This is a genomic window from Pseudobutyrivibrio ruminis CF1b (genome assembly GCF_000424005.1).
Taxonomy (GTDB): Bacteria; Bacillota; Clostridia; order Lachnospirales; family Lachnospiraceae; genus Pseudobutyrivibrio; species Pseudobutyrivibrio ruminis_C.
Map to the genome: position 1 here is coordinate 96,983 of NZ_AUJB01000012.1, position 22,741 is coordinate 119,723.

At 40.5% G+C, this 22,741-nt stretch carries 25 protein-coding genes and 1 other RNA gene; 3 read left to right on the top strand and 23 right to left on the bottom strand.

Features of this window, described 5'->3' with window-relative positions:
• Positions 1-5 precede the first annotated feature (5 nt).
• A complete protein-coding gene (locus G592_RS0111180; RefSeq protein ID WP_051194891.1) occupies positions 6-533 on the bottom strand; it encodes a GNAT family N-acetyltransferase in 528 nt (175 codons plus the stop codon).
• A 166-nt stretch (positions 534-699) separates the two neighbouring features.
• Here G592_RS0111180 and G592_RS0111185 point away from each other — a divergent pair, with 166 nt between their 5' ends.
• A complete protein-coding gene (locus G592_RS0111185) occupies positions 700-1,344 on the top strand; it encodes an HAD family hydrolase (protein WP_036952725.1) in 645 nt (214 codons plus the stop codon).
• 95 nt (positions 1,345-1,439) lie between these two features.
• Here G592_RS0111185 and G592_RS0111190 read toward each other — a convergent pair whose 3' ends face one another.
• The 7 genes from G592_RS0111190 to G592_RS0111215 all read right to left on the bottom strand — a co-directional run bounded on the left by G592_RS0111190 (position 1,440) and on the right by G592_RS0111215 (position 7,396).
• Positions 1,440-2,579, bottom strand: coding sequence for a D-alanyl-D-alanine carboxypeptidase family protein (locus G592_RS0111190; protein ID WP_051194892.1), 1,140 nt, complete (start codon positions 2,577-2,579; stop codon positions 1,440-1,442).
• Positions 2,580-2,720: 141 nt separating this feature from the next.
• Positions 2,721-3,062, bottom strand: a transfer-messenger RNA (tmRNA) gene (gene ssrA / locus G592_RS17410).
• 103 nt (positions 3,063-3,165) lie between these two features.
• The gene (locus G592_RS0111195) at positions 3,166-3,720 is read right to left on the bottom strand and encodes a Maf family protein (protein ID WP_028247900.1); all 555 of its coding nucleotides are present in this window, start codon (positions 3,718-3,720) and stop codon (positions 3,166-3,168) included.
• Positions 3,717-4,184, bottom strand: a complete 468-nt coding sequence (gene smpB, locus G592_RS0111200) for an SsrA-binding protein SmpB (protein WP_028247901.1) — start codon at positions 4,182-4,184, stop codon at positions 3,717-3,719. The genes G592_RS0111195 and smpB overlap by 4 nt, the downstream gene beginning before the upstream one ends.
• Positions 4,185-4,196: 12 nt before the next feature.
• On the bottom strand, positions 4,197-6,452 hold the full coding sequence (gene rnr, locus G592_RS0111205; RefSeq protein WP_028247902.1) for a ribonuclease R: 2,256 nt from the start codon (positions 6,450-6,452) through the stop codon (positions 4,197-4,199).
• Positions 6,453-6,520: 68 nt separating this feature from the next.
• Positions 6,521-6,763, bottom strand: a complete 243-nt coding sequence (gene secG / locus G592_RS0111210; RefSeq protein ID WP_015549579.1) for a preprotein translocase subunit SecG — start codon at positions 6,761-6,763, stop codon at positions 6,521-6,523.
• A 111-nt stretch (positions 6,764-6,874) separates the two neighbouring features.
• Entirely contained in the window at positions 6,875-7,396 is a 522-nt protein-coding gene (locus tag G592_RS0111215) for a hypothetical protein (RefSeq protein WP_028247903.1), read from the bottom strand.
• 139 nt (positions 7,397-7,535) lie between these two features.
• Here G592_RS0111215 and G592_RS17120 point away from each other — a divergent pair, with 139 nt between their 5' ends.
• Positions 7,536-8,393 carry a putative ABC transporter permease gene (locus G592_RS17120; protein ID WP_051194893.1) on the top strand — a complete coding sequence of 286 codons (858 nt, stop codon included), beginning with the start codon at positions 7,536-7,538 and terminating at the stop codon, positions 8,391-8,393.
• Positions 8,394-8,511: 118 nt separating this feature from the next.
• Here G592_RS17120 and yajC read toward each other — a convergent pair whose 3' ends face one another.
• The 11 genes from yajC to mtaB form a co-directional block, all read right to left on the bottom strand.
• The gene (yajC, locus tag G592_RS0111225; RefSeq protein ID WP_028247904.1) at positions 8,512-8,811 is read right to left on the bottom strand and encodes a preprotein translocase subunit YajC; all 300 of its coding nucleotides are present in this window, start codon (positions 8,809-8,811) and stop codon (positions 8,512-8,514) included.
• A gap of 107 nt (positions 8,812-8,918) precedes the next feature.
• Complete coding sequence (gene tgt, locus G592_RS0111230) at positions 8,919-10,055, bottom strand: tRNA guanosine(34) transglycosylase Tgt (protein ID WP_028247905.1); 1,137 nt, start codon at positions 10,053-10,055, stop codon at positions 8,919-8,921.
• Entirely contained in the window at positions 10,052-11,149 is a 1,098-nt protein-coding gene (gene aroC, locus G592_RS0111235; RefSeq protein WP_028247906.1) for a chorismate synthase, read from the bottom strand. Before aroC ends, tgt begins: the two co-directional genes overlap by 4 nt.
• Positions 11,150-11,222: 73 nt before the next feature.
• Positions 11,223-12,275 (bottom strand): lactonase family protein, encoded by a 1,053-nt coding sequence (locus G592_RS0111240; RefSeq protein ID WP_028247907.1) that lies wholly within the window; start codon positions 12,273-12,275, stop codon positions 11,223-11,225.
• Positions 12,276-12,295: 20 nt separating this feature from the next.
• Positions 12,296-13,528 (bottom strand): peptidase U32 family protein, encoded by a 1,233-nt coding sequence (locus G592_RS0111245; protein ID WP_028247908.1) that lies wholly within the window; start codon positions 13,526-13,528, stop codon positions 12,296-12,298.
• Positions 13,525-14,172 (bottom strand): O-methyltransferase, encoded by a 648-nt coding sequence (locus G592_RS0111250; protein WP_028247909.1) that lies wholly within the window; start codon positions 14,170-14,172, stop codon positions 13,525-13,527. The genes G592_RS0111245 and G592_RS0111250 overlap by 4 nt, the downstream gene beginning before the upstream one ends.
• Before the next feature lies 1 nt (position 14,173).
• On the bottom strand, positions 14,174-15,850 hold the full coding sequence (locus G592_RS0111255) for a ribonuclease J (protein ID WP_028247910.1): 1,677 nt from the start codon (positions 15,848-15,850) through the stop codon (positions 14,174-14,176).
• A 39-nt stretch (positions 15,851-15,889) separates the two neighbouring features.
• Positions 15,890-16,153 (bottom strand): DUF1292 domain-containing protein, encoded by a 264-nt coding sequence (locus tag G592_RS0111260; RefSeq protein WP_028247911.1) that lies wholly within the window; start codon positions 16,151-16,153, stop codon positions 15,890-15,892.
• A 2-nt stretch (positions 16,154-16,155) separates the two neighbouring features.
• On the bottom strand, positions 16,156-16,581 hold the full coding sequence (gene ruvX / locus G592_RS0111265; protein ID WP_028247912.1) for a Holliday junction resolvase RuvX: 426 nt from the start codon (positions 16,579-16,581) through the stop codon (positions 16,156-16,158).
• A complete protein-coding gene (locus G592_RS0111270) occupies positions 16,581-16,847 on the bottom strand; it encodes an IreB family regulatory phosphoprotein (RefSeq protein WP_028247913.1) in 267 nt (88 codons plus the stop codon). Before G592_RS0111270 ends, ruvX begins: the two co-directional genes overlap by 1 nt.
• Positions 16,848-16,915: 68 nt before the next feature.
• Positions 16,916-18,241 carry a tRNA (N(6)-L-threonylcarbamoyladenosine(37)-C(2))-methylthiotransferase MtaB gene (gene mtaB / locus G592_RS0111275; RefSeq protein WP_028247914.1) on the bottom strand — a complete coding sequence of 442 codons (1,326 nt, stop codon included), beginning with the start codon at positions 18,239-18,241 and terminating at the stop codon, positions 16,916-16,918.
• Positions 18,242-18,358: 117 nt separating this feature from the next.
• Here mtaB and G592_RS0111280 point away from each other — a divergent pair, with 117 nt between their 5' ends.
• Positions 18,359-18,589, top strand: coding sequence for an HPr family phosphocarrier protein (locus G592_RS0111280; RefSeq protein ID WP_015549566.1), 231 nt, complete (start codon positions 18,359-18,361; stop codon positions 18,587-18,589).
• Positions 18,590-18,655: 66 nt separating this feature from the next.
• On the opposite strand, the gene thiI is transcribed toward G592_RS0111280, so the two are convergent.
• From thiI to prmA, 4 genes are read right to left on the bottom strand one after another with little or no spacing between them, the layout of a single operon-like run.
• Positions 18,656-19,837: a tRNA uracil 4-sulfurtransferase ThiI gene (gene thiI, locus G592_RS0111285; RefSeq protein WP_028247915.1), complete on the bottom strand. Its 1,182-nt coding sequence runs from the start codon at positions 19,835-19,837 to the stop codon at positions 18,656-18,658.
• Positions 19,838-19,861: 24 nt separating this feature from the next.
• A complete protein-coding gene (locus G592_RS0111290; protein WP_036952730.1) occupies positions 19,862-21,019 on the bottom strand; it encodes a cysteine desulfurase family protein in 1,158 nt (385 codons plus the stop codon).
• A gap of 2 nt (positions 21,020-21,021) precedes the next feature.
• Positions 21,022-21,753, bottom strand: coding sequence for an RsmE family RNA methyltransferase (locus G592_RS0111295; RefSeq protein WP_028247917.1), 732 nt, complete (start codon positions 21,751-21,753; stop codon positions 21,022-21,024).
• A gap of 12 nt (positions 21,754-21,765) precedes the next feature.
• A complete protein-coding gene (prmA, locus tag G592_RS0111300; protein ID WP_028247918.1) occupies positions 21,766-22,725 on the bottom strand; it encodes a 50S ribosomal protein L11 methyltransferase in 960 nt (319 codons plus the stop codon).
• Positions 22,726-22,741 lie beyond the last annotated feature (16 nt).

Genomic DNA, 22,741 nt, shown 5'->3' on the forward strand with positions numbered 1-22,741 from the left:
TCATCTTATATTCTAAGTGTCATATCATCAAGCGAACCAATCTGCTTGCGATACCACACTATTCCCTTCCATTTTCCAAATTTGTAACCGATATCTTTGAAATGCCCAACCTCTTCAAAGCCAAGTGCTTTGTGTAAGGCTATGCTAGGTTCATTATCGTCAGTAATAACACCGTACATGAATTTGTAGCCCATTGCGGAGAGTCTTTCCTCAAGAGCTGTATATAATTTGCTGCCGATTCCCTGACGCTTTGGCGCATCATTAGAAACGTAGATAGTAGTCTCTACAGAGAACTTATAAGCATCATGATGTCTAACCTGGCCGCCATATGCCATTCCCAGGATCTTTCCGGTCTCATCACAAGCCACAATATAAGGATACGCCTTCTTTGTGTCAATAATACTCTGTCTGTATACCTCTATAGAAGGATTCTTCTCTGTAAAAGTAACCGATGTATTCTCAGCATAATAGCCATAAATATCATGAATGGCGCTGGCATCACTTTCCACAGCGTCACGAATTTCTATATCCATAGTCAATCTCCTCAAAGCTAGTATAGATAAAATGATAACAAAGCCCTATATTTATTTCAAATAAAATAGACATATTTTAGATTGTTTTATATTTAACTTTACAAATCCCGTTATTTCATCTATAACAATGATTTAGATTTTTATTTTGGACACAGGAGATTTATTCATGAAATACGAAGCAATACTTTTCGACTTAGATGGAACACTTTTATACACTCTTGAAGATTTAACCGACAGCATCAACTACATGCTGGATAAATACGGTTTTCCAACTCATTCAATAGATGACGTTCGCAGATTTGTAGGCAATGGACTTCGAAAGCTTGTTGAGCGAGCTCTCCCTGAGGGACCTGATTACAAACATTTCGAAGAATTTTTAAAGGAGTTCATCGAATACTACAACTGTCACAATCTAATCAAAACAAAACCATATGATGGTGTTATTGAGACCACTGAAAAGCTTGCTGCCCTTGGTATGAAAATGGCTATCGTAACCAATAAAGGTCAGACAGCCAGTGATTCTCTTATTGATGATTTCTTCGCACCACACATCACTATCGTAGTAGGTGATGATGGTATTCACAAAAGAAAGCCTGATCCAGAGCCAATCGAAATCGCGTTAAACAAGCTCGGCATCACAGATAAATCCAAGGTGCTATATGTAGGCGATTCCGAAGTAGATGCCACTACAGCAGAAAACGCAGGCCTTGATTATGTACTCTGCACTTACGGCTTCCGTGATATGGATGTTCTTCAGCAGTTCCATCCAATAGCGTACGTAGATAGCTTTTCAAAACTCCTGGATATTTAATAAGCCAGTAAGTAACAAGCTATTAGATTTCTTAAACGAAGCTTTCTTCAGCTGAGTGTAGAAATACTAATGCTTGTTACTGTAACTGGCGAATTTTATTTAGCGTAAGATTTATAAATATCTACATGATCATAGATACATCTCCATGAGGAGCTTGAATGAGCGGTGCAGCAAATATATTCTGTGCCGCTTTCTGATATCATGGAGCTGACAGCACAGCTTCCAGATTCATCTACATATCCAGTTTTGGCGCCTTCAATCTCGCCCCCAAATTCCTTATCCTCTATTCTGCGTAAGAACCAGTTGGAAATAGTGATTCCCTCTGGATTTACGTTTGTAGCTGTAGAATTGTAAACCTTTGTGGTAATTACTTCCTTGCAAAGCTCATTATCAAGAGCTGCCATCATAATAACAGCGATATCATATGGTGTACTGTAGTGCTCTTTGCTGTGGAAACCAACAGGGTTTGTAAAATGTGTTGTGCCATTTATTCCAAGAGATGCACACTCTTCATTCATCATCTTAACAAAGCTGTCGATATCACCTGCTACATAGATAGCAAGCTGAGCAGCTGCATCTCCACCAGAAGGAAGGATTGTTCCGTAGAACAAATCCTTTACAGTAACCTCTTCATCCTCAACAAAACCAGATGTGGAACCGCCACCAGCATATGAATAATCAATAGCCTCATGACTCATAACCACCTTGTCGTTAAGCTTGTCAGCTGGAATATGATTTGCTGCTACAAGAACAGTCATAACCTTTGTCATGGATGCAGGAACAATCTTTTCAGTAGCATTTCTTGTAGCTACTATTGTCTTTGTTTTATTGTTAATCAACACTGCAGATTCACTGACAACATCTCCGCCAATCTGAACTGTTTCCTCAGATTCCTTTGCAGAATAATTGCCAGCCTTTGGTGCCTCTTCCTCTTCTATTTCCTTTGTTTCTTCCTCTTTTGGCTCCTCAGCAGCTTTTGCAGATACTTTTAGACCTGTAGCCTTTTCCTCCTGAGCTTCAGCCTCAGCCACAACCTGTTCCTCGGCTGCCACCTTTAATGAATTATCATCTTTACCTTTTATATGGGAAATAATCAGACAGGCTGTAACTATCAATCCGATAATTATCAAAGCCATTTCAGAATAAACCTGAATCCTGCGAATCATCTTCTTGCGTCTGCGATACTCTCTGCGTTCCTCGCTAGACATATTTCTATTTTTAAAATTATTACTCATAACAAAATACTCCATCTCCCCAATACCGATACAAAAAGTTTATCATTGATAACTGTTATAGACAATTCAGAACAAACATTTCGTAACTATTGTCCAAATAAAAAATCCAACTGAAGCAAATCGCTCCAATTGGATTTGAATTAGTGGACTAGACGGGAGTCGAACCCGTGTCCAAAAGCCAATTCCCGGCCCTTCTACGAGTGTAGTTTGTATTTTTACATTCCCTCCACATAACACCCACAAACAGGTTTTATGCTTTAGTAGCTTCATGATACGCCCGCCATCTCAAAGCTTTGATAACGTCGTTTCCTACAAAGTCGAAGTCTGAGTCCTAAAGTGTAGGTGCTCTAGGTCAGACTGCCGCAACTAGGCAGCGTATGCTAAATTATCGTTAGCGTTTAATTTTAAGTTTGGCCATTTAACCCATCGCCGTGGGACTCGCTTCTTCCGCTGCATGACCCCTGTCGAAACCATGACTAGCCCAAAAACTAAATAAATGACTATACAGGTTTCTGATATTAAAAGCATTCATTTCATTCTGCTTTTAACATCACTATGTCGAAACCATGACTAGCCCTAATCAGCACTACAAATTATATAGTACTCTATATACTTTCGCAAGCGGTAATCCTACAACATTATTGTAGTCGCCTTCGATGCCTTTAATCAGCACTGCACCTAAGCCCTGGATGCCGTAGGCTCCAGCTTTATCCATTGGCTCCTTTGATGCAATGTAGTCCCTGATAGCCTCAGGTGAATTCTCATACATTGTAACTTCTGTGCACTCTGAGAATGTCTTAACATCCCCATTCGCATTTACGATAGTAACACCAGTATAAACCTGGTGTGCTCTTCCTGAAAGCTCTGTAAGCATTCTGAAAGCATCCTCTTCATCCTTTGGTTTGCCAAGGATTTTATCATCAAATGCAACAACTGTATCTGCAGCAAGAACTGTCTCGCCCTTGTGCTTTTCTGCTACTGCAAGTGCCTTCTGTCTGCTGAGATCCTCAACAACCTTTGCTGGAAGTGTCTCAGCGGTAACCTCATCAATATCAGCTGGATCAACAACAAACTCGATTCCAGCCTGTGCTAATAATTCTTTTCTACGTGGTGATCCCGATGCAAGTACAATTTTCATTATCCTAAATTCCTTATCTTAAAGTCTCTCTCTGCTTCTCTCTTCATATCTTTCTTCTGGATATCAGCTCTCTTATCGTAAAGCTTCTTACCTTTTGCCAATGCAATCTTGACCTTTACAAGGCCATTATTAAGGTAAACCTCCAAAGGAACGATGGTGTAACCACTTTCCTTAATCTTGCTTAAGAGTCTGTTAATCTCAGACTTGTGAAGAAGTAGCTTTCTAGGGCGAAGTGGATCTCTGTTGAAGATGTTTCCCTTCTCATAAGGATTAACGTGCATCTGGTAGATGAACATCTCACCATTATCAATTCTTACAAAAGCTTCCTTGATAGAGCACTGGCCCATTCTCATGGACTTTACCTCAGTGCCGTGAAGCTCGATTCCTGCCTCATATTCCTCTTCCATGAAATATTCATGGTAAGCCTTTTTGTTGTTAGCTATTAATTTACGTCCTTCTTTATTCATAACAATTCCTCATTAAAATCTCTGAAATTCCGTAAGTACGAAGTCAATCGTACGGGCCTGCTCATCAACGCTGTCTAAAACAACTGTCACCGGCTGGCCAAGCTTAAAGGTACGGCCTGTGCGCTCACCTACAAGAGTAAGATTCTCCTCGATGAACTCATAATGATCATCGTACAATGTGGATACGTGAACAAGACCTTCCACTGTATTTTCAAGCTCCACATACATTCCCCAACCTGTAATTGAAGAAATGCTTCCTTCGAATTCCTGTCCGATAAATTCCTTCATGTACTGAACCATCTTAAGCTTATCAACCTCGCGCTCACAATCCTCCGCACGACGCTCAAGCTTGCTTGTCTCAAGAGCCACCTGTGGAAGAATAGACTCGTAATGAGAAAGCTTACGCTCGTTCATACGTCCACGTAAGTGATCCTTGATTATTCGGTGAATCTGTAAATCAGGATATCTTCGTATAGGCGAAGTGAAATGACAATAATACTGAGCCGCAAGACCAAAGTGTCCCTTGCACTCTGTATCGTATTTAGCCTGTTGCATACATCGAAGAGTCATCTTGGTAATGACTGCCTCATCCTCGTGTCCCTTAAGAGAATCCAGCATCTTCTGAATCTCCTTTGGATGGATACTGTCCTTATTGCCCTTAAGTGAGTAACCACAGGCTCCAAGGAACTTGCCTAAAGTCTGCATCTTCTCTGGATCTGGCGCTCCGTGAACACGATATACAAATGGTGATTCCATAAGATTGAAATGCTCTGCAACTGTCTCATTGGCTGCAAGCATGAAATCCTCTATAAGCTTGTGAGCGTCATTGCGCTCATATGGAGCAAGACCAACAACCTTACCATTTTCATCGATAAGAATATGTGTCTCAGGGAAATCAAAATCGATAGAGCCTCTCTTCTTACGCTTAGCGCGAAGAATCTTTGAAAGCTCATACATTTTATCAATCATCTCTGCCACGTCAGCGTACTTCTCACGCTCCTGCGCATCACCAGTCATTATGGCATAAATGCTTGTGTATGTCATGCGGTGATTGCTGTGGATGACAGATTCGCAAATCTCGTGATCCACAAGATTGCCCTTTTTATCAAATGTCATGATGCAAGAAAGGGCAAGGCGGTCCTCTCCCTCATTAAGAGAACACATACCATTTGACAATGTGTGAGGAAGCATAGGTATAACTCTGTCTGCAAGATATACAGATGTGCCTCGCTTCAGTGCCTCCACATCAAGAGCAGATGATTCCTGAACATAGTTAGTAACGTCTGCAATATGAACACCAAGGACATAATTGTCCCCGTCCATCACAAGTGAAACGCCGTCATCGATATCCTTTGTGTCCTCGCCGTCGATTGTGACAACGCATAAGTCTCTGATATCATTTCTGCCAGCCATATCAGCCTCAGAAACTGGCTTTGCAACAGTGGACGCCTGCTTAATAACCTTGTCAGGGAACTCTGTAGTAATGCCAAATGCCTTAACGATAGAAAGTATATCTACACCTGGATCATTCTTATGACCAAGAATCTCTGTAATGTGTCCCTCTGGCTTGTGATCGTCATCGCCGTAATCATCGATGTGACAAACAACCTTGTGACCAGAAACAGCGCCCATGCTCTTTCCTGATGGGATGAAAATATCTCTCAACATCTTCTGGCTGTCAGCTACAACAAAACCAAAAGTACCGCTATCTTCATAAGTACCAACCACATCAGAAAAACCGTGAGTGATGATTCTTATTACACGTGCCTCCTGACGCTTGCCTGGTGCACCGAAAGTAAGAACTGCAGCAACAATATCGTCCTGCATGGCAAAACCTGTATTGTCTCTGCCGACGAAGTAATCTTCTTCCTGGCCCTCTACCTCGATAAAACCGAAGCCATCCTTATGGGAAATAAATCTTCCGATGATATCTGGCTCGATGTTGTCATCTGATGGTCTGTTGGCACGCTTTGCCACCTGATTAAGTGACTGCTTTTTAGCGGCAGTCTCGGCCTTTGTACCCTTTTTAGACCTGTGGTCCTTGGTCTTAATAAACTTAGGACGATTCTCAGGAATCTGGTATTTACCACGCTTGGTAATCTCCACCTGACCATCATCAACAAGGTCCTGTAAAACCTCTGCGAATTCGGCTCTTTTATCCTTTTCTACATCCAAAAGAATCTCAAGATCCTTCTTCTTCATGGGTATATATGCTGGACTTTTGAAAACGTCCATTAAAAAGTGTCTCTGCTTATCGAAATCTTTCATATTCCTCCTAATAAAACTCTTATAAATACGAAAAGCCACCCATACGGGTGGCAATTAAAATCTTAATCCTAGAAGCTACCAATATTAAGAACAGCAGAAAGCACGAAGAAAAGGATTACACATACGCTTGTAAGCTTAACTAATAAGCCCTCGCGTGAACGACCCTTGTTACGGCTCCAGTATGAATCGAACTGCTGGCCTGATAAAGAACCAAGTCCGTTCTGCTTGCCCTCCTGGAAAAGAATGATAACTGTAAGTGCCACACAAATGACGATTAATAATATAATAAGAACATACTTTAATGCTTGCATAATTTCCTCCTAATAGAAAAAGTGTTACGCTTCACGCAACAAATGAAGTATATCACAGGAGCCCCTAATTTTTCAATAGTTAATACACACTTTTGTAAAAAAAGACTCCCATTAAACTTCTGCGTCAAAGTTCATTCCTGCAAGCATTCCGCCATCTGCATTTTTCCTATTTTTTTGATATGGATTATCCTCATTTGGATATTTAATTTGAGTATGTGTTGTTCCTCCTGAGACGTATGTCCTGCCACACTCTGGACACACTGCAGTATGGATGGATACTGTTGCATTAAGCACCTTTCCACCCTTCTGTTCTGCCTTGTCATAGGCGTTTGCCACGTGCTCAGCCTCATGGCCTCTTACTCTGGCCGCTGCCGCCTGTGGAGAAATATGCTGGGCAGACTTAAAAGAAACCTGCTCGTCACTGCCATCCTGATATTTACGGCTGGCACAGGTCTCGCATTCAATAACCCCGGCTCTTTTAGCTGCACGCTCAGAAGCATAGTTCTTCGCTAAATCAGTACTCTTACCTTCGGCCTTTAGTTCGTCTGCAACCTTGGAGGAACCATAATTAGATAAATCCATAGATGGGCTGTTCACATATGGATTCTGCCCAATAGAATTAATACCTAACATAAAAACCACCACCCATAAAACTACATACCTATAGGTAATTATATTTTAGCATTAAAATCGTAAATAACTATGAACAATCCCCATTAAACTTTAATTTTCTACTCACTTAATTTATACTTAAATCCGGAGGGACAGAATAATGATTATCTGCAGATATTTTTTATATTTCATCATATATAGTTTCCTGGGCTGGATATACGAGACATTCTACTGTACCATTCACGAAAAAGCCTGGGAGAATCGAGGTTTTCTTTACGGTCCATGCATTCCCCTTTATGGTGTAGGTGCTACACTGGCACAAATTTTATTTATGGATTTACCAATCAAAGGATTAGATGATCCTTCTTTAACCACTATATTTATAGGCTGTGCCGTTGGTTCTTTCTTTTTGGAATATGGCACATCTTATGTTCTAGAGAAAAGATTCCATGCCCGTTGGTGGGATTACTCAGATTTACCACTTAATATAAACGGACGTGTCTGTCTCATATTCACTCTGTGTTTTGGCTTTGCAGGAATCCTTGTGACACAGATTATCATTCCACCAATAGTAGAAATAATATCCTACTTCCCTGCAGTTTTAATAGAGCTTCTTGCTCTCATATTTATGTTTATCTTTGGAATGGATATGGCTCTGACAATATCAGCCCTTACTACTTTTGCTAAAGAGTTTGAGCGTATTAACGAGGAGATTAATAATCAGATGGCTGAAAGAATCGCAGCTCTCCAGACTAACCTTGAGGATGCAAAGGTAGCCAGAATCGAAAAAGCTACTGTACGAAAAGAAGCTGCTTTTGTTAAAAAGGAATTGAATGCGGATAAGCTAGCAGAAATTAAAGAACAGATATCTACTGAGGCTGTTAAGCAGTGGATACTCAATGCAACAGAAACACAACGTGGCCAGTTCCGCCACATTGCAAAATTCACCCACCCCGTAGCGTCGACCAAAGCGCTCTTTGAGAAGGCTTCCGAGGTACTTCGAGGTAAGAAAAAATAAAAGACTTCTTGTAGCTATCAAGCTCTTAAAAATACTTTAGCGAGACATGTTAGTCGAGCGGAGTATTTTAAGGCTTGAGAGTGTAACAAGAAGTCTTCCTTTTTAGTCTTCAATTATTCTATTTCTCTGTAGACTTTACAGCATCCTCAGGCTTCTCAACCTGTGCGATAGCGTTCTTAGTCATTGGAATACGGCAGTTCTTGTTGCTTCCGAACTCTACGATAACTGTAGCATCATCAGGAATTGCAATGATTACTCCGTAAAAACCGCTTGTTGTAAGAATTGTATCACCTACTGCAAGAGAAGACATCATAGCTGTCTTTTCCTTCTGCTCCTTCTGCTGTGGGCGAATCATGAAGAAATACATGAATACAAAAAGTACTACAACCCAAATAATTAAGCTAATTGAACTATTCATTAAGTTATCCTCCTACTACGTGGCCGAGCCACAAATCACTGAAATTAATTTTATCGAAATTTACCTTCTTAGGCAAGAAAAAAAGTCTAATTAATAAATTTTTAAGATTAATCCTGGCCCTGAGCCATTGAATCAAGCTTGCGCTTCTTGTATGCTGCAAACTCGCCAGCATCTAAAGCATCTCTAATCTCTTCCATCATTGTGTTGTAGAAATAAAGATTATGTAAAACGCAAAGTCTCATTCCAAGCATTTCCTTAGCCTTGAGCAAATGACGCACATAAGCTCTAGAGTAAGAACGACATGTAGGACATCCACAGCCCTCCTCAATTGGGCGCATATCCTTCTCAAACTTCTGGTTGAAAAGATTGAGCTTGCCGTGGTTTGTATATACGTGACCATGACGACCATTACGGCTAGGGTAAACGCAGTCGAAGAAATCCACGCCTCTGTCTACAGCCTCTAAAATGTTTGCTGGTGTACCAACACCCATAAGGTATGTAGGCTTGTTCTGTGGAAGATATGGAACGACGTGATCTAAAACATCGTACATCTGCTCATGGCTTTCACCAACAGCAAGACCACCTACTGCGTATCCTGGCAAATCAAGCTCAGAAATAATCTTCGCATGCTCAATTCTAATATCATTGAAAACAGCACCCTGGTTGATACCGAAAAGAAGCTGCTCCTTATTGATAGTATTTTCAAGGCTATTTAGACGAGCCATCTCTTCCTTGCAACGATAGAGCCATCTTGTAGTACGTGCTACAGAATCCTCTACGTATTTACGTTCTGCAAGGGCTGGTGGGCACTCATCAAATGCCATGGCGATTGTAGAACCAAGATTTGACTGAATCTGCATAGATTCCTCAGGTCCCATGAAAATCTTGCGGCCGTCGATATGTGAATTGAAAGTAACGCCCTCTTCCTTAATCTTTCTGATACCAGCTAACGAGAATACCTGGAATCCGCCTGAATCTGTAAGGATTGGTCTGTCCCAATTCATAAATTTATGAAGACCGCCAAGCTCCTTAATAAGCTTATCACCTGTTCTAACATGAAGATGATAAGTATTAGAAAGCTCAACCTGACATTTAATCTCACGTAAATCATCAGTAGAAACAGCCCCCTTAATGGCAGCAACTGTTCCAACATTCATAAATACAGGTGTCTCAATCACACCGTGTACTGTGTGAAAACGTCCCCTTTTTGCTCTTCCCTCTGTCTTTAATAACTCGTATTTCAATTCTTATAAAACTCCTTAATATACTCAACTCTGTCAGTCATATGACCAAGCAAAGCATCACAAACTGTAATCGCACACATAGCCTCCACAACAACTACTGCTCTAGGAACAATTATAGGATCGTGACGACCATGTATTTCTATATCAACCTCTTCGCCAGCCTCGTTAACTGTGTGCTGCATCTTTGAAATGGATGGAGTAGGCTTTATTGCAGCTCTGAGAATAATGTCATCACCATCAGAAATACCACCAAGTATTCCTCCACTGTGATTGCTGGTCTTAACGACTGCATTATCATCGTTTAGTACAAACTCATCATTATTCAAGCTTCCTACATTTTTGGAAGCCTTAAAACCATCGCCGATTTCTACACCCTTAACTGCTCCGATAGAAACAACCGCCTGGGCAAGCTTTGCATCCAGCTTATCAAATACAGGATCACCTATTCCAGCAGGAACACCTGTAATTACACATTCAATAACACCACCTGCACTGTCGTTATTAAGCATACATGCAGCTAAATATTCAGCAGCCTCATCTGCAGCCTTTGAATCTGGCATAGCAAGAGGATTCTGATCTCTGTAGCCTAATTCGAAATCAGATATAGTGATATCACCAATTGATTTCGTATATGCGAACACTTCAATGCCAAGTTCTCTTAAAAGCTTTGCACAAATTGCGCCAGCGGCTACACGTCCGATAGTCTCTCTACCTGAAGAGCGGCCACCTCCTCGGTAATCTCTAAATCCAAATTTCTCATGGAAGCCAAAATCAGCATGACCAGGTCTATAGGTAGTAGCTATATCGCCATAATCCTTTGAGTGCTGATCCTTATTTCTAACCATAAGAGAAATTGGATTGCCTGTAGTACGTCCTTCGAATACTCCCGAAAGAATCTCAACCTCATCGCCCTCTGCTCGGGCTGTAGTAAATTTTGACTGTCCTGGCTTTCTTCTGTCCAAATACATCTGAATATCTGCAGCACAAAGCTTAAGACCAGCTGGAAAACCATCTATAACAACCCCAAGAGCTGCCCCGTGGGATTCTCCCCAAGTAGTGATTGAAATTCTATTACCAAATGTTGAACCTGCCATAATGATGCCCTCCTAAAAAAGAAACCCTATATAGTAAAGAAAGGGGCTGACATTAACAGCCCCTGAACCACTCCTATTTAATCTTTACAACTACAATACTGTTTGGCTTAGCAATTTTGATTGGTGGATTCTGCATAAGAGAATGACCAGTCTTCTTATCAATTGTAAAGCTTCGGATTTCATTTGTATCATGGTTAAGTGATACAAAATACTTATCCTTTGGAAGAACTGCAAAGCTCTTTGGATAATCGCCGCTGATAAAATTGTGTGAGAAGTATTCAATCTTTCCAGATCTAACATTTCTCTCATACATACAAACAGCATTAAGGCCATCTACACTTGCGTATAAATATTTATCATCATCACCAAACTTAATATTAGTTCCTGTAGAGATTTCCTCATCAACACCTACAAGTAATGAAACTGTCTGGATGTTCTCGAAATCAGGACGATCTCCAATGATATGATAATCATAAACGAGAATCTCGTTTGACATCTCTGTAATAACATATGCATACTGTCCGTCGTGAGAGAACTTCATCTTAAGTGGGGCTGAACCCATTGGACATCTGATGATGTCTGCAAGGTGAAGCTTTCCAGCCTCGTAATCTACCTCGTAGATTTTAATCTGATGAAGACCATTCTCTACAACACAAAGATACTTCTCCTCTGGAGTAAGCTCAACGCATGTACAATGTGGATATAAAGGTCTGTCAGCAACTGACTTTCCAATACCCTGGTGGAAGATACCGTCAGCGATACCATTAATACTTCCATCTTCATTAAGCTTCATCATAGTAACTCGGCCATCGTGATAGCCAGCTACGAATAAATATCTATTCTGAGAATCAACGCAGAGATTGCAACCACGCATGCCTCCAACCCACTCCTGATTCATCTTCTCAAGATCACCGTTTTCAAGAATCTTGAAAGCTGCAACACCTTCATCAGCAATTGAATAAAGGAATTTGTTATCGTGAGAATTAATAATATCCGAAGGATTATTAATTGGAGCAACGCTCTGCTCAGTAAGTAGTCCTGTGTCAGGATTAACATCATAAACATAGATACCAACGCTTGTCTCGTGTGTATAGGTACCCACATAAGCAACATATTTTTCTGCCATTGTATTCTCCTTGTTTTAACTTATGCTTCTTCTTCTTTTCTTCTAAGAATGTCGAACTCTTCTGGTGTAGTGCTAAGCTTAATGAAAAGCTTCTGCTTTGGATGTGGACAACTCTCCATATCCTCACCATCTTCATTCTTTATTCCTAATACTTCTACTTCTACATTATCTCCGTTTGGCTTCATAATTTCAATAGTTTCGCCTACTGAAAATTTATTTCTCTGTTCTATCTCCACAAAGCCCTCGCTATTAGGAGCCCCGCAGATGCCAAGGTATGTATAGCCAATATTGTATGTATTATTGTCATAAATCTGAGATTCCTCAGATGGCTTTCCATAATAGAAGCCAGTTGTAAACTGACGATATGTACATGCAGAAATCTGCTCCTTGTACCAATCAAGGTTTGCCTCGTATTTCTCAGGCGACTCTTTGTAATCATCAATTGCCTTACGATATGTACGGGCAACTGTTGCTACATAAAGAGCAGTCTTCATGCGGCCTTCAATCTTAAAGCTGTCGATACCAGCGTCAATTAAGTCAGGAATATGTTCAATCATACATAAGTCCTTAGAATTGAAGATGTATGTCCCTCTCTCGTTCTCATATACAGGGAAATACTCTCCTGGACGCTGCTCTTCAACAACAGCATACTTCCATCTGCATGGATGTGTGCAAGCACCCTGATTCGCATCTCTACCTGTAAAATAATTTGAAAGAAGACATCTTCCTGAATAAGAAATGCACATTGCACCATGAATGAATGACTCTATCTCTAAATCGTCAGGGATGTTCGCTCTAATCTCTTTGATTTCCGCCAATGAAAGCTCTCTTGCAGAAACAACTCTTGAAGCGCCTAAATCATACCAGAACTTATATGTACCATAGTTTGTATTATTTGCCTGAGTACTTACATGACGCTCGATTTCAGGACAAATCTCTTTAGCCATCATAAAGATTGCAGGATCTGCAATAATAAGAGCATCCGGACCAATTTCCTTCAGTTCCTTTAAATACTCTCTAACGCCCTCGAGGTCGTTATTATGAGCTAAAATATTAACAGTAACGTGAACCTTTACACCGTGATCATGGGCAAACTTTACACCCTCAATCATATCTTCTTTAGAAAAATTCTTTGCCTTAGCTCTAAGACCAAAAACTTCTCCACCAATAAAAACTGCATCTGCTCCATAAATAACAGCAACCTTAAGTACCTCAAGACTGCTTGCAGGAACTAATAATTCTGTATTTCTCATTTCTTTCCTTTCACGCTGATACTAACGCCATCTCCCAGAGGAAGAATCGTAGTAGTAAAACCTTCATCGTGAGTCAGCTCGTAGAGATAATCTCTCATTCGCTTGTGAATAGTACGATTACGTCTTGTAATAGCGTACCTGGACTCAATTATATCCCCATCCTGTAATACATTATCAGTAACAATTAAACCATCATCAGCAATAAGCCTTTTTATTTCAGGCCAGAAATTAATGTACTGACCTTTTGCCGCATCCATGAAAATGAAATCGTAGGGACCTTCAAGAGTAGGTAAGATTTCCATGGCATCTCCCTCTAAAAGAGTGATTTGCTTATCTCTGCCTGTTCTCTTGAAATTCGCATTTGCGATAGGAATGCGAGGCTCATAATTTTCGATGGTGGTAATAGTAACATCATCTCCTGCCGCTTCCGCAATTACATTTGCAGAAAAACCAACGGCAGCTCCAACTTCCAAGATTCGTTTTGGTCTGTTCATCTTGACAAGAAGCTGAAGTAAATTAACTGTCTCCGGTCTTATTATTGGAACGAAGGATTCTATTGCTTCTTTTTGAATCTCCTTTAACACAGGGCTAAGCTCTGGATAAAGGCTATTCAAATAAGTGGTATATCTCTCATCAACTATCATTTTATACTTCCATGATGATTGGAATAATCATTGGACGTCTCTGAGTCTCATGCCATACGAAATCAGAAAGGTTGTCTCTGATGTCTGACTTAATCTTGTTCCAATCTGTAATATTCTTTTCCTCAAGAACCTCCATTGTCTCAGAAAGAACTGCACGAGCGCTTTCCATAAGGTCCTCAGAATCTCTAACATAAACGAAACCGCGGGATACAATATCAGGACCAGCAAGAACTGTACCTGATGCGCTGTCTAATGTAAGCACAACGATGATGATTCCATCCTCAGCAAGCTTCTGTCTGTCGCGAAGTACGATGTTTCCAACATCACCTACGCCGATACCATCAACCATGATAGCTCCAGTGTGAACATGACCTGTAACCTTAGAGTAATTATCTCCAAGCTCAAGCACATCACCTGAACGGATAATCTTAATATGGTCGTGATCCCAGCCAAGTGACTCAGCGATACGAGCCTGAGCTGTAAGATGCTTGAACTCGCCATGAACTGGAATAGAAAACTGTGGACGTACAAGAGAATAAATAAGCTTAATCTCTTCTGCGCAGGCATGTCCTGAAACATGAACATCCTGCATAACAATCTGAGCGCCACGCATTGTTAAGTCGTTGATAACATTTGATACTGCCTTCTCATTTCCAGGAATTGGATGAGATGAGAATACAATCATATCACCTGGCTTAATCTGTACTTTCTTATGAGTACCGTTAGCCATTCTTGAAAGAGCTGCCATGGACTCACCTTGAGAACCTGTAGTAACAAGAACAAGCTTCTCATCTGGATATGCCTTTAACTGCTCGATATCAACCAAAGTATTATCTGGAATGTGAAGATAGCCAAGTTTTGAAGCTGTGTCGATGGTATTTACCATTGAACGGCCTTCCACACAAACCTTACGTCCATATTTATCAGCTGAATTGATAATCTGCTGAACACGGTCAACATTTGACGCAAATGTAGCGATGATAATTCTGCTGGTAGTATTATCAGCAAAGATAGAATCGATAGTCTTACCTACTGTCTTTTCTGACGCAGTAAAGCCAGGGCGCTCTGCATTTGTAGAATCACACATAAGAGCAAGTACGCCCTTCTTACCGATCTCGCCAAGACGCTGTAAGTCGATTGGATCACCGTAAACTGGTGTGTAATCAACCTTGAAATCGCCTGTATGTACAACGATACCTGCTGGCGAATAAATAGCAAGTGCAGCCGCATCCTGAATACTGTGATTTGTACGGATAAACTCTACTCTAAATTCACCTGCATTAATATGTGTGCCATACTTAACAACCTTACGCTTAACCTTAGTGAGCATCTTGTGCTCCTCAAGCTTATGCTCAATAAGACCATTAGTAAGCTTTGTAGAGTAAATAGGGCATACGTTAAGCTCCTTAAAGACATAAGGAATCGCCCCAATGTGGTCCTCGTGACCATGGGTAATAAAGAATCCCTTTAACTTATCCTGATTGTCTTTCAGATATGATATATCTGGAATAACCAGATCCACGCCCAACATATCATCCTCAGGAAATGAAAGTCCGCAATCCACAACAATAATACTGTCTCCATACTCGAAAGCAGTAATATTCATGCCGATTTGCTCAAGACCGCCAAGTGGAATAATCTTCAGCCTTTCAGCCTTCTGTTCAGTTTTCTTCTTCAAAAAAATAACCTCCTATTTCAATTCAAAAATAATCTTTTATTACATTTCAATGTCAGCTTCGTCGCCAACTAATTCATCAAAAAGCTTAGCTACAGCATCAAACTCAACGTCGTCCTCGACAAACTCATAGACTACGTCATCGCCTTCTACTGAAACCTCTTTTAAAATTGTTGCGTCAGCATCTTCATTTTCATCTTCACTGTCACATACAAGAAGATATTTATTTCCAGATACCAATGTTTCCTCTAATACAAAAAACTCGATATCTTCTCCATCATCACCAGATAAAATGATTTTTTCCATTTTTAACTCCTATAATTATCCAAATAATCCTGTAATATTATAGCCGCAGCAATCTGATCGATAACCTTCTTTCGATCCTTCTTCGCTACGCCTGATTCCTCTAAAATCTCATCCGCATATACGGTAGTAAGTCGCTCATCAACAAGCTCAATTGGTATAGTAACTCTTTTTTCTAATAACTTTTTAAATTCAAGTGTGTCTTCACAACGAAAGCCCTCGCTATCGTCCATGTTGCGAGGATATCCTAAAACAATCTTTTCAATCTGGTACTCTTCGCAGATTTCCTTGATTCTAACTAAGGTGTGTCGAAGCGCACTGGCCCTCTCTCGGGTGATTGTCTCAAATTCCTGCGCAGTCAAAAGTAAAGGGTCACTAATAGCGACCCCAACTGTTTTCGTCCCATAATCAAGACCAAGAATCCTGCTCATTATTTACTCCAGCTTTCACTAGCTATATATTCCTTAAGAAGCTCCTCTACGAGCTCATCACGTTCTACTTTCATAATAAGGCTACGTGCATTATTGTGACTGGTAATATATGTAGGGTCCCCGGACATAATGTATCCTACTATCTGATTCACAGGATTATAACCCTTTTCCGAAAGGGCGCTATAAACCTGTTCGAGGACCTCTTTTACCCCTACAGGATTTTCCTTTTGAACCTTAAAGTATTGTGTGTTACTTAACTCTGCCATATCTACCTCGTCTCTTAAAACCGTACCACAATAAAAATTAAATCAAGATAATTGTAATATACAAACCTTTAAATTTCAACAATCAAGTATTGCTTATCCTTTGATAAAACAGTACCCTTTGCCACTAAAATCTGATTTGTATAATCCTTAGAATCCTCTGCTAAAATGGCACATTTAATGTACTCGCGAGAGAATCCAATAAAGTATTCCTTACCGTCAATTACAGCCTTCTCTTCGAAAAGGATATCCAAATCCTTGCCGATAAATGACGTTCTGTAAGCCTCAGTTGTCTCGTTTCCAATAGAGATAAGTTTTGCACTTCTCTCCTTCTTAACAGCGTTTGTCAACTGACCTGACATTGTAGCAGCCTTTGTGCCCTTACGCTTTGAATAGGCAAATACGTGAAGCTCATAAAAAGCTATTTCTTTCACATAATTAGCTGTAATATCAAATTCTTCTTCTGTTTCACCTGGGAAACCTACGATTATGTCAGTTGTAATGGCTGGATTATTGAAATACTTCCTAAGAATTTCCACTCCTCTAGTATACTCTTCAATTGTGTATTTTCTGTTCATTCGAACTAAAACAGTATCGCACCCTGACTGAAGGGAAAGATGGAAATGAGGACACATCTTTGAGAGAGCCGAAACTCTCTTTGCAAAATCCTCTGTAACAATCTGTGGTTCCAAAGAACCAAGGCGAATACGCTCTACTCCATCAATCTTCTGGATAGCCTCAAGCAAGTCAGCAAGATTGTAATCTGTGCCGCTACCGTATGAGCTAAGGTGGATACCAGTGATAACCACTTCTTTGTAGCCATTTGCCGCAAGACCTGTAACCTCTTCTACAACATCGTCGATATCACGGCTTCTGATACGACCTCTTGCAAATGGAATAATGCAGTAACTGCAGAACTGGTTACAGCCATCCTGAACCTTAACAAAAGCTCTGGTGTGTTCAGAATCCTTTTCGATGTGCATGTTCTCGTAAGAAACATTGCCATCATTTATATCAATCCAGTCCATGATAGGACCGTCGACAGTATCCAACTTTTCAAAGTACTCGTGTACTCTCTCAACCAACTCATTCTTTTTGTTGTTTCCAAGAATGATATCAGCCCCAAGCTCCTCTGCTACTTCGTTGCCGAAATTCTGGACATAGCAGCCAGCAGCAACAACGCATGCATCCGGGTTGAGCTTTTTACATTTATGAATCATCTGACGTGATTTTCTGTCAGCTATATTAGTAACTGAACATGTGTTGATAACATACACGTCAGCAATTTCATCGAATCCTACTATCGTAAATCCGTCTTTTTTGAGAAGCTCTTCCATGGCTTCTGTTTCATATGCATTTACCTTACATCCAAGGTTGTGTAAAGCAGCCTTTTTCATTGTATTAAAAACCTTTCTGAATCTTGTAAAATACTAAGTGTTTTGTTGACTTTTAGGTACCATTGCTTTAGTATAAAAACTGTATTTAAACTAATTTCACGGAGGAGGCACATAAAGATGAAAACAGTTCAGATTTCTCTTAACTCAATCGACAAGGTAAAGTCATTTGTTAACACAATTAGCCAGTTCGATTATGACTTTGATCTTGTTAGTGGACGTTATGTGATTGATGCTAAGTCTATCATGGGAATTTTCTCTCTTGATCTTTCTAAGCCAATCGATCTTACTGTTCACGCTGATGGCGATGCAGAAGATGTAATGTCTACATTAAAGGATTATATCGTTTAATCCTTTTTTTACCTTAAAAAAGTAATTCTAAAGACCAGACTTATTCGTCTGGTCTTTTTTATTGCTTTATTTTACTTTGATAATCTCTACTGACTCAATTGCCTGCTTCATAAGCTCGTCAATCTTCTCATCCAATAAATGCTCGTGCTTCTCAATAGCCTCAAGCTTTGGCTTTGTAACAGGATGCTTTGCAACGAAAATTGTACAGCAATCCTCATAAGGTAAAATTGAAGTCTCATATGTATCAATCTTCTCTGAAATATCTACGATATCCTGCTTATCAAATGCGATAAGTGGACGGTAAACTGGAAGTGAGCAAACAGCGTTTGTACAGTTAAGTGACTGCATTGTCTGTGATGCTACCTGACCGATAGACTCTCCAGTAACAAGACCGAGGCAGTCGTTCTCCTTTGCAAAATGCTCTGCTATTCTCATCATGTAACGACGCATGATAATGGTAAGCTCATCATGTGCGCACTGCTGATAAATATAAAGCTGAATATCTGTAAAGTTTACAATATGTAAATCTATAGGACCTGAATACTTTGCTACAAGCTTTGCAAGGTCAACTACCTTCTGCTTTGCCTGCTCTGATGTGTAAGGTGGCGCATGGAAATATGTAGCTGAAAGTGTAACACCACGCTTAGAAATCATGTAACCTGCAACTGGTGAATCAATACCACCTGAAAGAAGAAGCATTGCCTTTCCAGCTGTACCTACTGGCATTCCGCAAGGGCCAGGGATCTCTGTAGAATAGATAGCGATATTCTCACGAACCTCTACATAGATAATCTTATCTGGCTTGTGAACATCCACGCTCATCTCTGGGTATGCATCAAGAAGACGTGCACCAACCTCAGCAGCTACTTCCATAGAAGTCATTGGATACTGCTTGTTTGCACGACGACCCATAACCTTGAAGCTGAAGTTCTTATCTTCGAACTCTTCGCCTACGTACTTAACAACTGCATCTGCAAGAGCATCAAAGCCCTCATCAGGTACAACTACTGTTGGGCAGATGGCACTGATACCGAATACGTGCTGAAGTGCCTTTACAGCCTCATCATAATCATAATCGCCTTCAACAGAGATGAAGATACGACCGCTCTGCTTCTTAACGATAAATTTACCATCAACCTCATAAAGAGATCTCTTAATCTGGCGAACAAGGGCATCCTCGAAGATATAACGATTCTTTCCCTTCACACCTATTTCTGAATACTTAATTAAAAATGCCTGGTAAGTCATAATGTCCTTTCTATATAAACAAAACTATAACTGCATCATTGGAACTAACTCTGTAAGAGCCTTAATTGCAGTCTCCACTTCTTCCATTGTGTTCTCTGGGCAGAAGCTGAAACGAATTGTACGCTCTAATAAATCCTTTTCAAGTCCGATTGATTTTAATGTCTCACTGATAGCTGGTTTGTTTGATGAGCAAGCTGAACCTGCCGATACGTAAATACCATAATTATCCTGGAGCGCATTTAAAATAACCTGGGCTCTTGTACGGTTTCCTTTGATAGAAACACTGACAATCTGAGGCGCACTGTTGTTATCCAAGTGTCCGTTAACGCTGACACCTTCGATAGCAGAAACACCTTCGATTAAACGATGTCTCATAGCATACAAGTGATTTTGATTCTCGTCAAGGTTTTCATAGGCTTTTTTAGCCGCCACACCAAGAGCTGCAATAGCAGGAACATTCTCTGTACCTGAACGCATTCCTCTCTCATGTCCTCCGCCGAGAATCTGAGGCACCATAATATTGTAGATAGCCTCATTGATATATATAAATCCAGAACCCTTAGGTCCGTGAATCTTATGTCCGCTGACTGTAAGAAGGTCGATTCCCATCTTCTTTGGCTGAATTGCAAGCTTTCCAAAAGCCTGAATAGCATCTACGTGGAAAAGAATCTCCTTATTGAAGCTCTTGATAATCTTTGAAGCTTCTTCGATTGGCTGCAACGCACCGATTTCGTTGTTAACCATCATAATAGAAACAAAGATAGTATCCTCGCGAAGGGCTGCCTTTAATTCATCAAGGCTGATAACACCGTACTCATCAGTGCCAAGGTATGTAACCTCAAAGCCTTCCTTCTTTTCAAGATACTTAATAGGATTAAGTACTGAAGCGTGCTCAATCTTTGTAGTGATGATGTGATTACCGCGACGTTTCTTGGCAGCAACACCGCCCTTTATAGCCAAGTTATTGCTCTCTGTACCGCCTGAAGTAAAATAAATTTCCTTTGGCTGCGCCTTTAAAATACCAGCGATTATCTCTCTGGATTCCTTTAAATAATCCTTGCCCTTTGCTCCCATTCCATGAAGTGATGATGGGTTTCCAAAATCCTCCAAAAGGCATTTATTCATTAAAGCAACTGCGTCTTCATCGCATTTAGTAGTAGCTGAGTTGTCAAAATATATCATTTCTAAAATTCCTCGCATTTAAGCATCAACATACTAAGTGAGCATATTGCTGCTGTGTCAGTTCTAAGTATTCGGTGGCCCAGTGAAATAAGCTTCACACTGCCTTCTACCATTTCTATTTCATTTGGAGCGAATCCACCTTCAGGTCCAATAAACACGCCGATACTCTGGCCTGCTTTAAGCTCTGAAAGGCAATCATACGTATCCTTCATTCCATTCTTGCTTTCAAACGGAAGTAAAAGAACATCAAGCTCCTTTGCATATTCAAAGGCTTCCTTGAAAGTCATTACTGAATGAATATTAGGGATAATGGAACGCTTGGACTGCTCTGCCGCCGATTTGGCGATGGCCTGATAACGCTCTACCTTGGATTTCTTTTTCTTGTCATCCAGCTTCACAATACAGTTTTTCATTTCCACTGGGATGATTTCGTACGCTCCAAGCTCCACGCATTTTTCAATGATAGTCTCCATTCTATCACCCTTTGGAAGAGCCTGGAACAGATAAATCTTATTTGGAAGCTCTGTGGATGGAACCTCCTCCACCACTGTGGCCTCCAAATCCTTATCTACATAGTCCGACACCTCACAAATAAAATTGGTGCCGTCGGCTACTGAAACACGGATGCGCTCTCCCGGACGAAGCCTCACTACCTTTGTAAGATGATGTGCGTCCTGCCCCGTAATATTAAATTTGCCATCAACTGGCCCAGCATTTACAAATACCTGTTGCATATAAGTTCTCTTTTAATTCTTCTTAGCTGTGATATTTACCCATTCACCCTGATGATTGATTTCTACAATCTCAAGGCCAACTGCCTCAAGAGCGTTCTTTACTTCATCTTCTTTGAAATTAATAATTCCTGAAGAAATGAAATATGCTCCCGACTTCATAGTAGGTGGAATGGCTGGTGCCATGGCAATGATAATGTCTGCCAAAATATTAGCTACAACAACATCATACTTCTCATAACCAACCTTATCCTGTAAATCCTTATCATCGATAAGATTTCCTACATAAAAATCTCCTGCATCCTTTGAAATATGGTTTACTTCGAAATTCTCATATGTAGAAGCGATGCAGTCATCATCTATATCTGTACCAACAAGGTGACATTTTCCATCTAAAAGCTTGTTAGCTATGATTGAAAGAATACCAGAGCCACAACCAATATCAAGGATTTCATCCCCAGTCTTAAGATATTTCTTAAGCTGACGGATACAAAGCTGAGTAGTCTCGTGCTTTCCTGTACCGAAAGACACTCCTGGATCGATTTCAACAAAAATCTTTCCCTTATCCTCAGGAGCAATCTCCTCCCATGTAGGCTTAATAAGGATGTCATCTATATAGAAGGATTTGAAAAATTGCTTCCAGTTGTTAATCCAGTCTTCCTGCTTTGTAACAGAAGTGTCGATTGTGCCCTCGCCGATATCCATAGTCTCTCTAAGCTCTTCAAGAGCTGCCTTTACCTGAAGGAGAAGTGATTCGTGGTCCTCTTCCTCTCCAAGATAGAAGCTCACCTTTGATAAGCCCATATCCTCTGGAAGATCTGGCTGAAGCTCCTCGTACTCGCCGCCCTGCTTCTCGCCTGAAACTGGTACATTGTTCTCGATCTCGATAGAAACAATGCCAAGCTCCATAAGGGCTGCGCCAACAATATCCTCTGCCTCTGTAGTTGTGTTAATGGAATATTTAATCCAATTCATAGTCTACCTCTATACA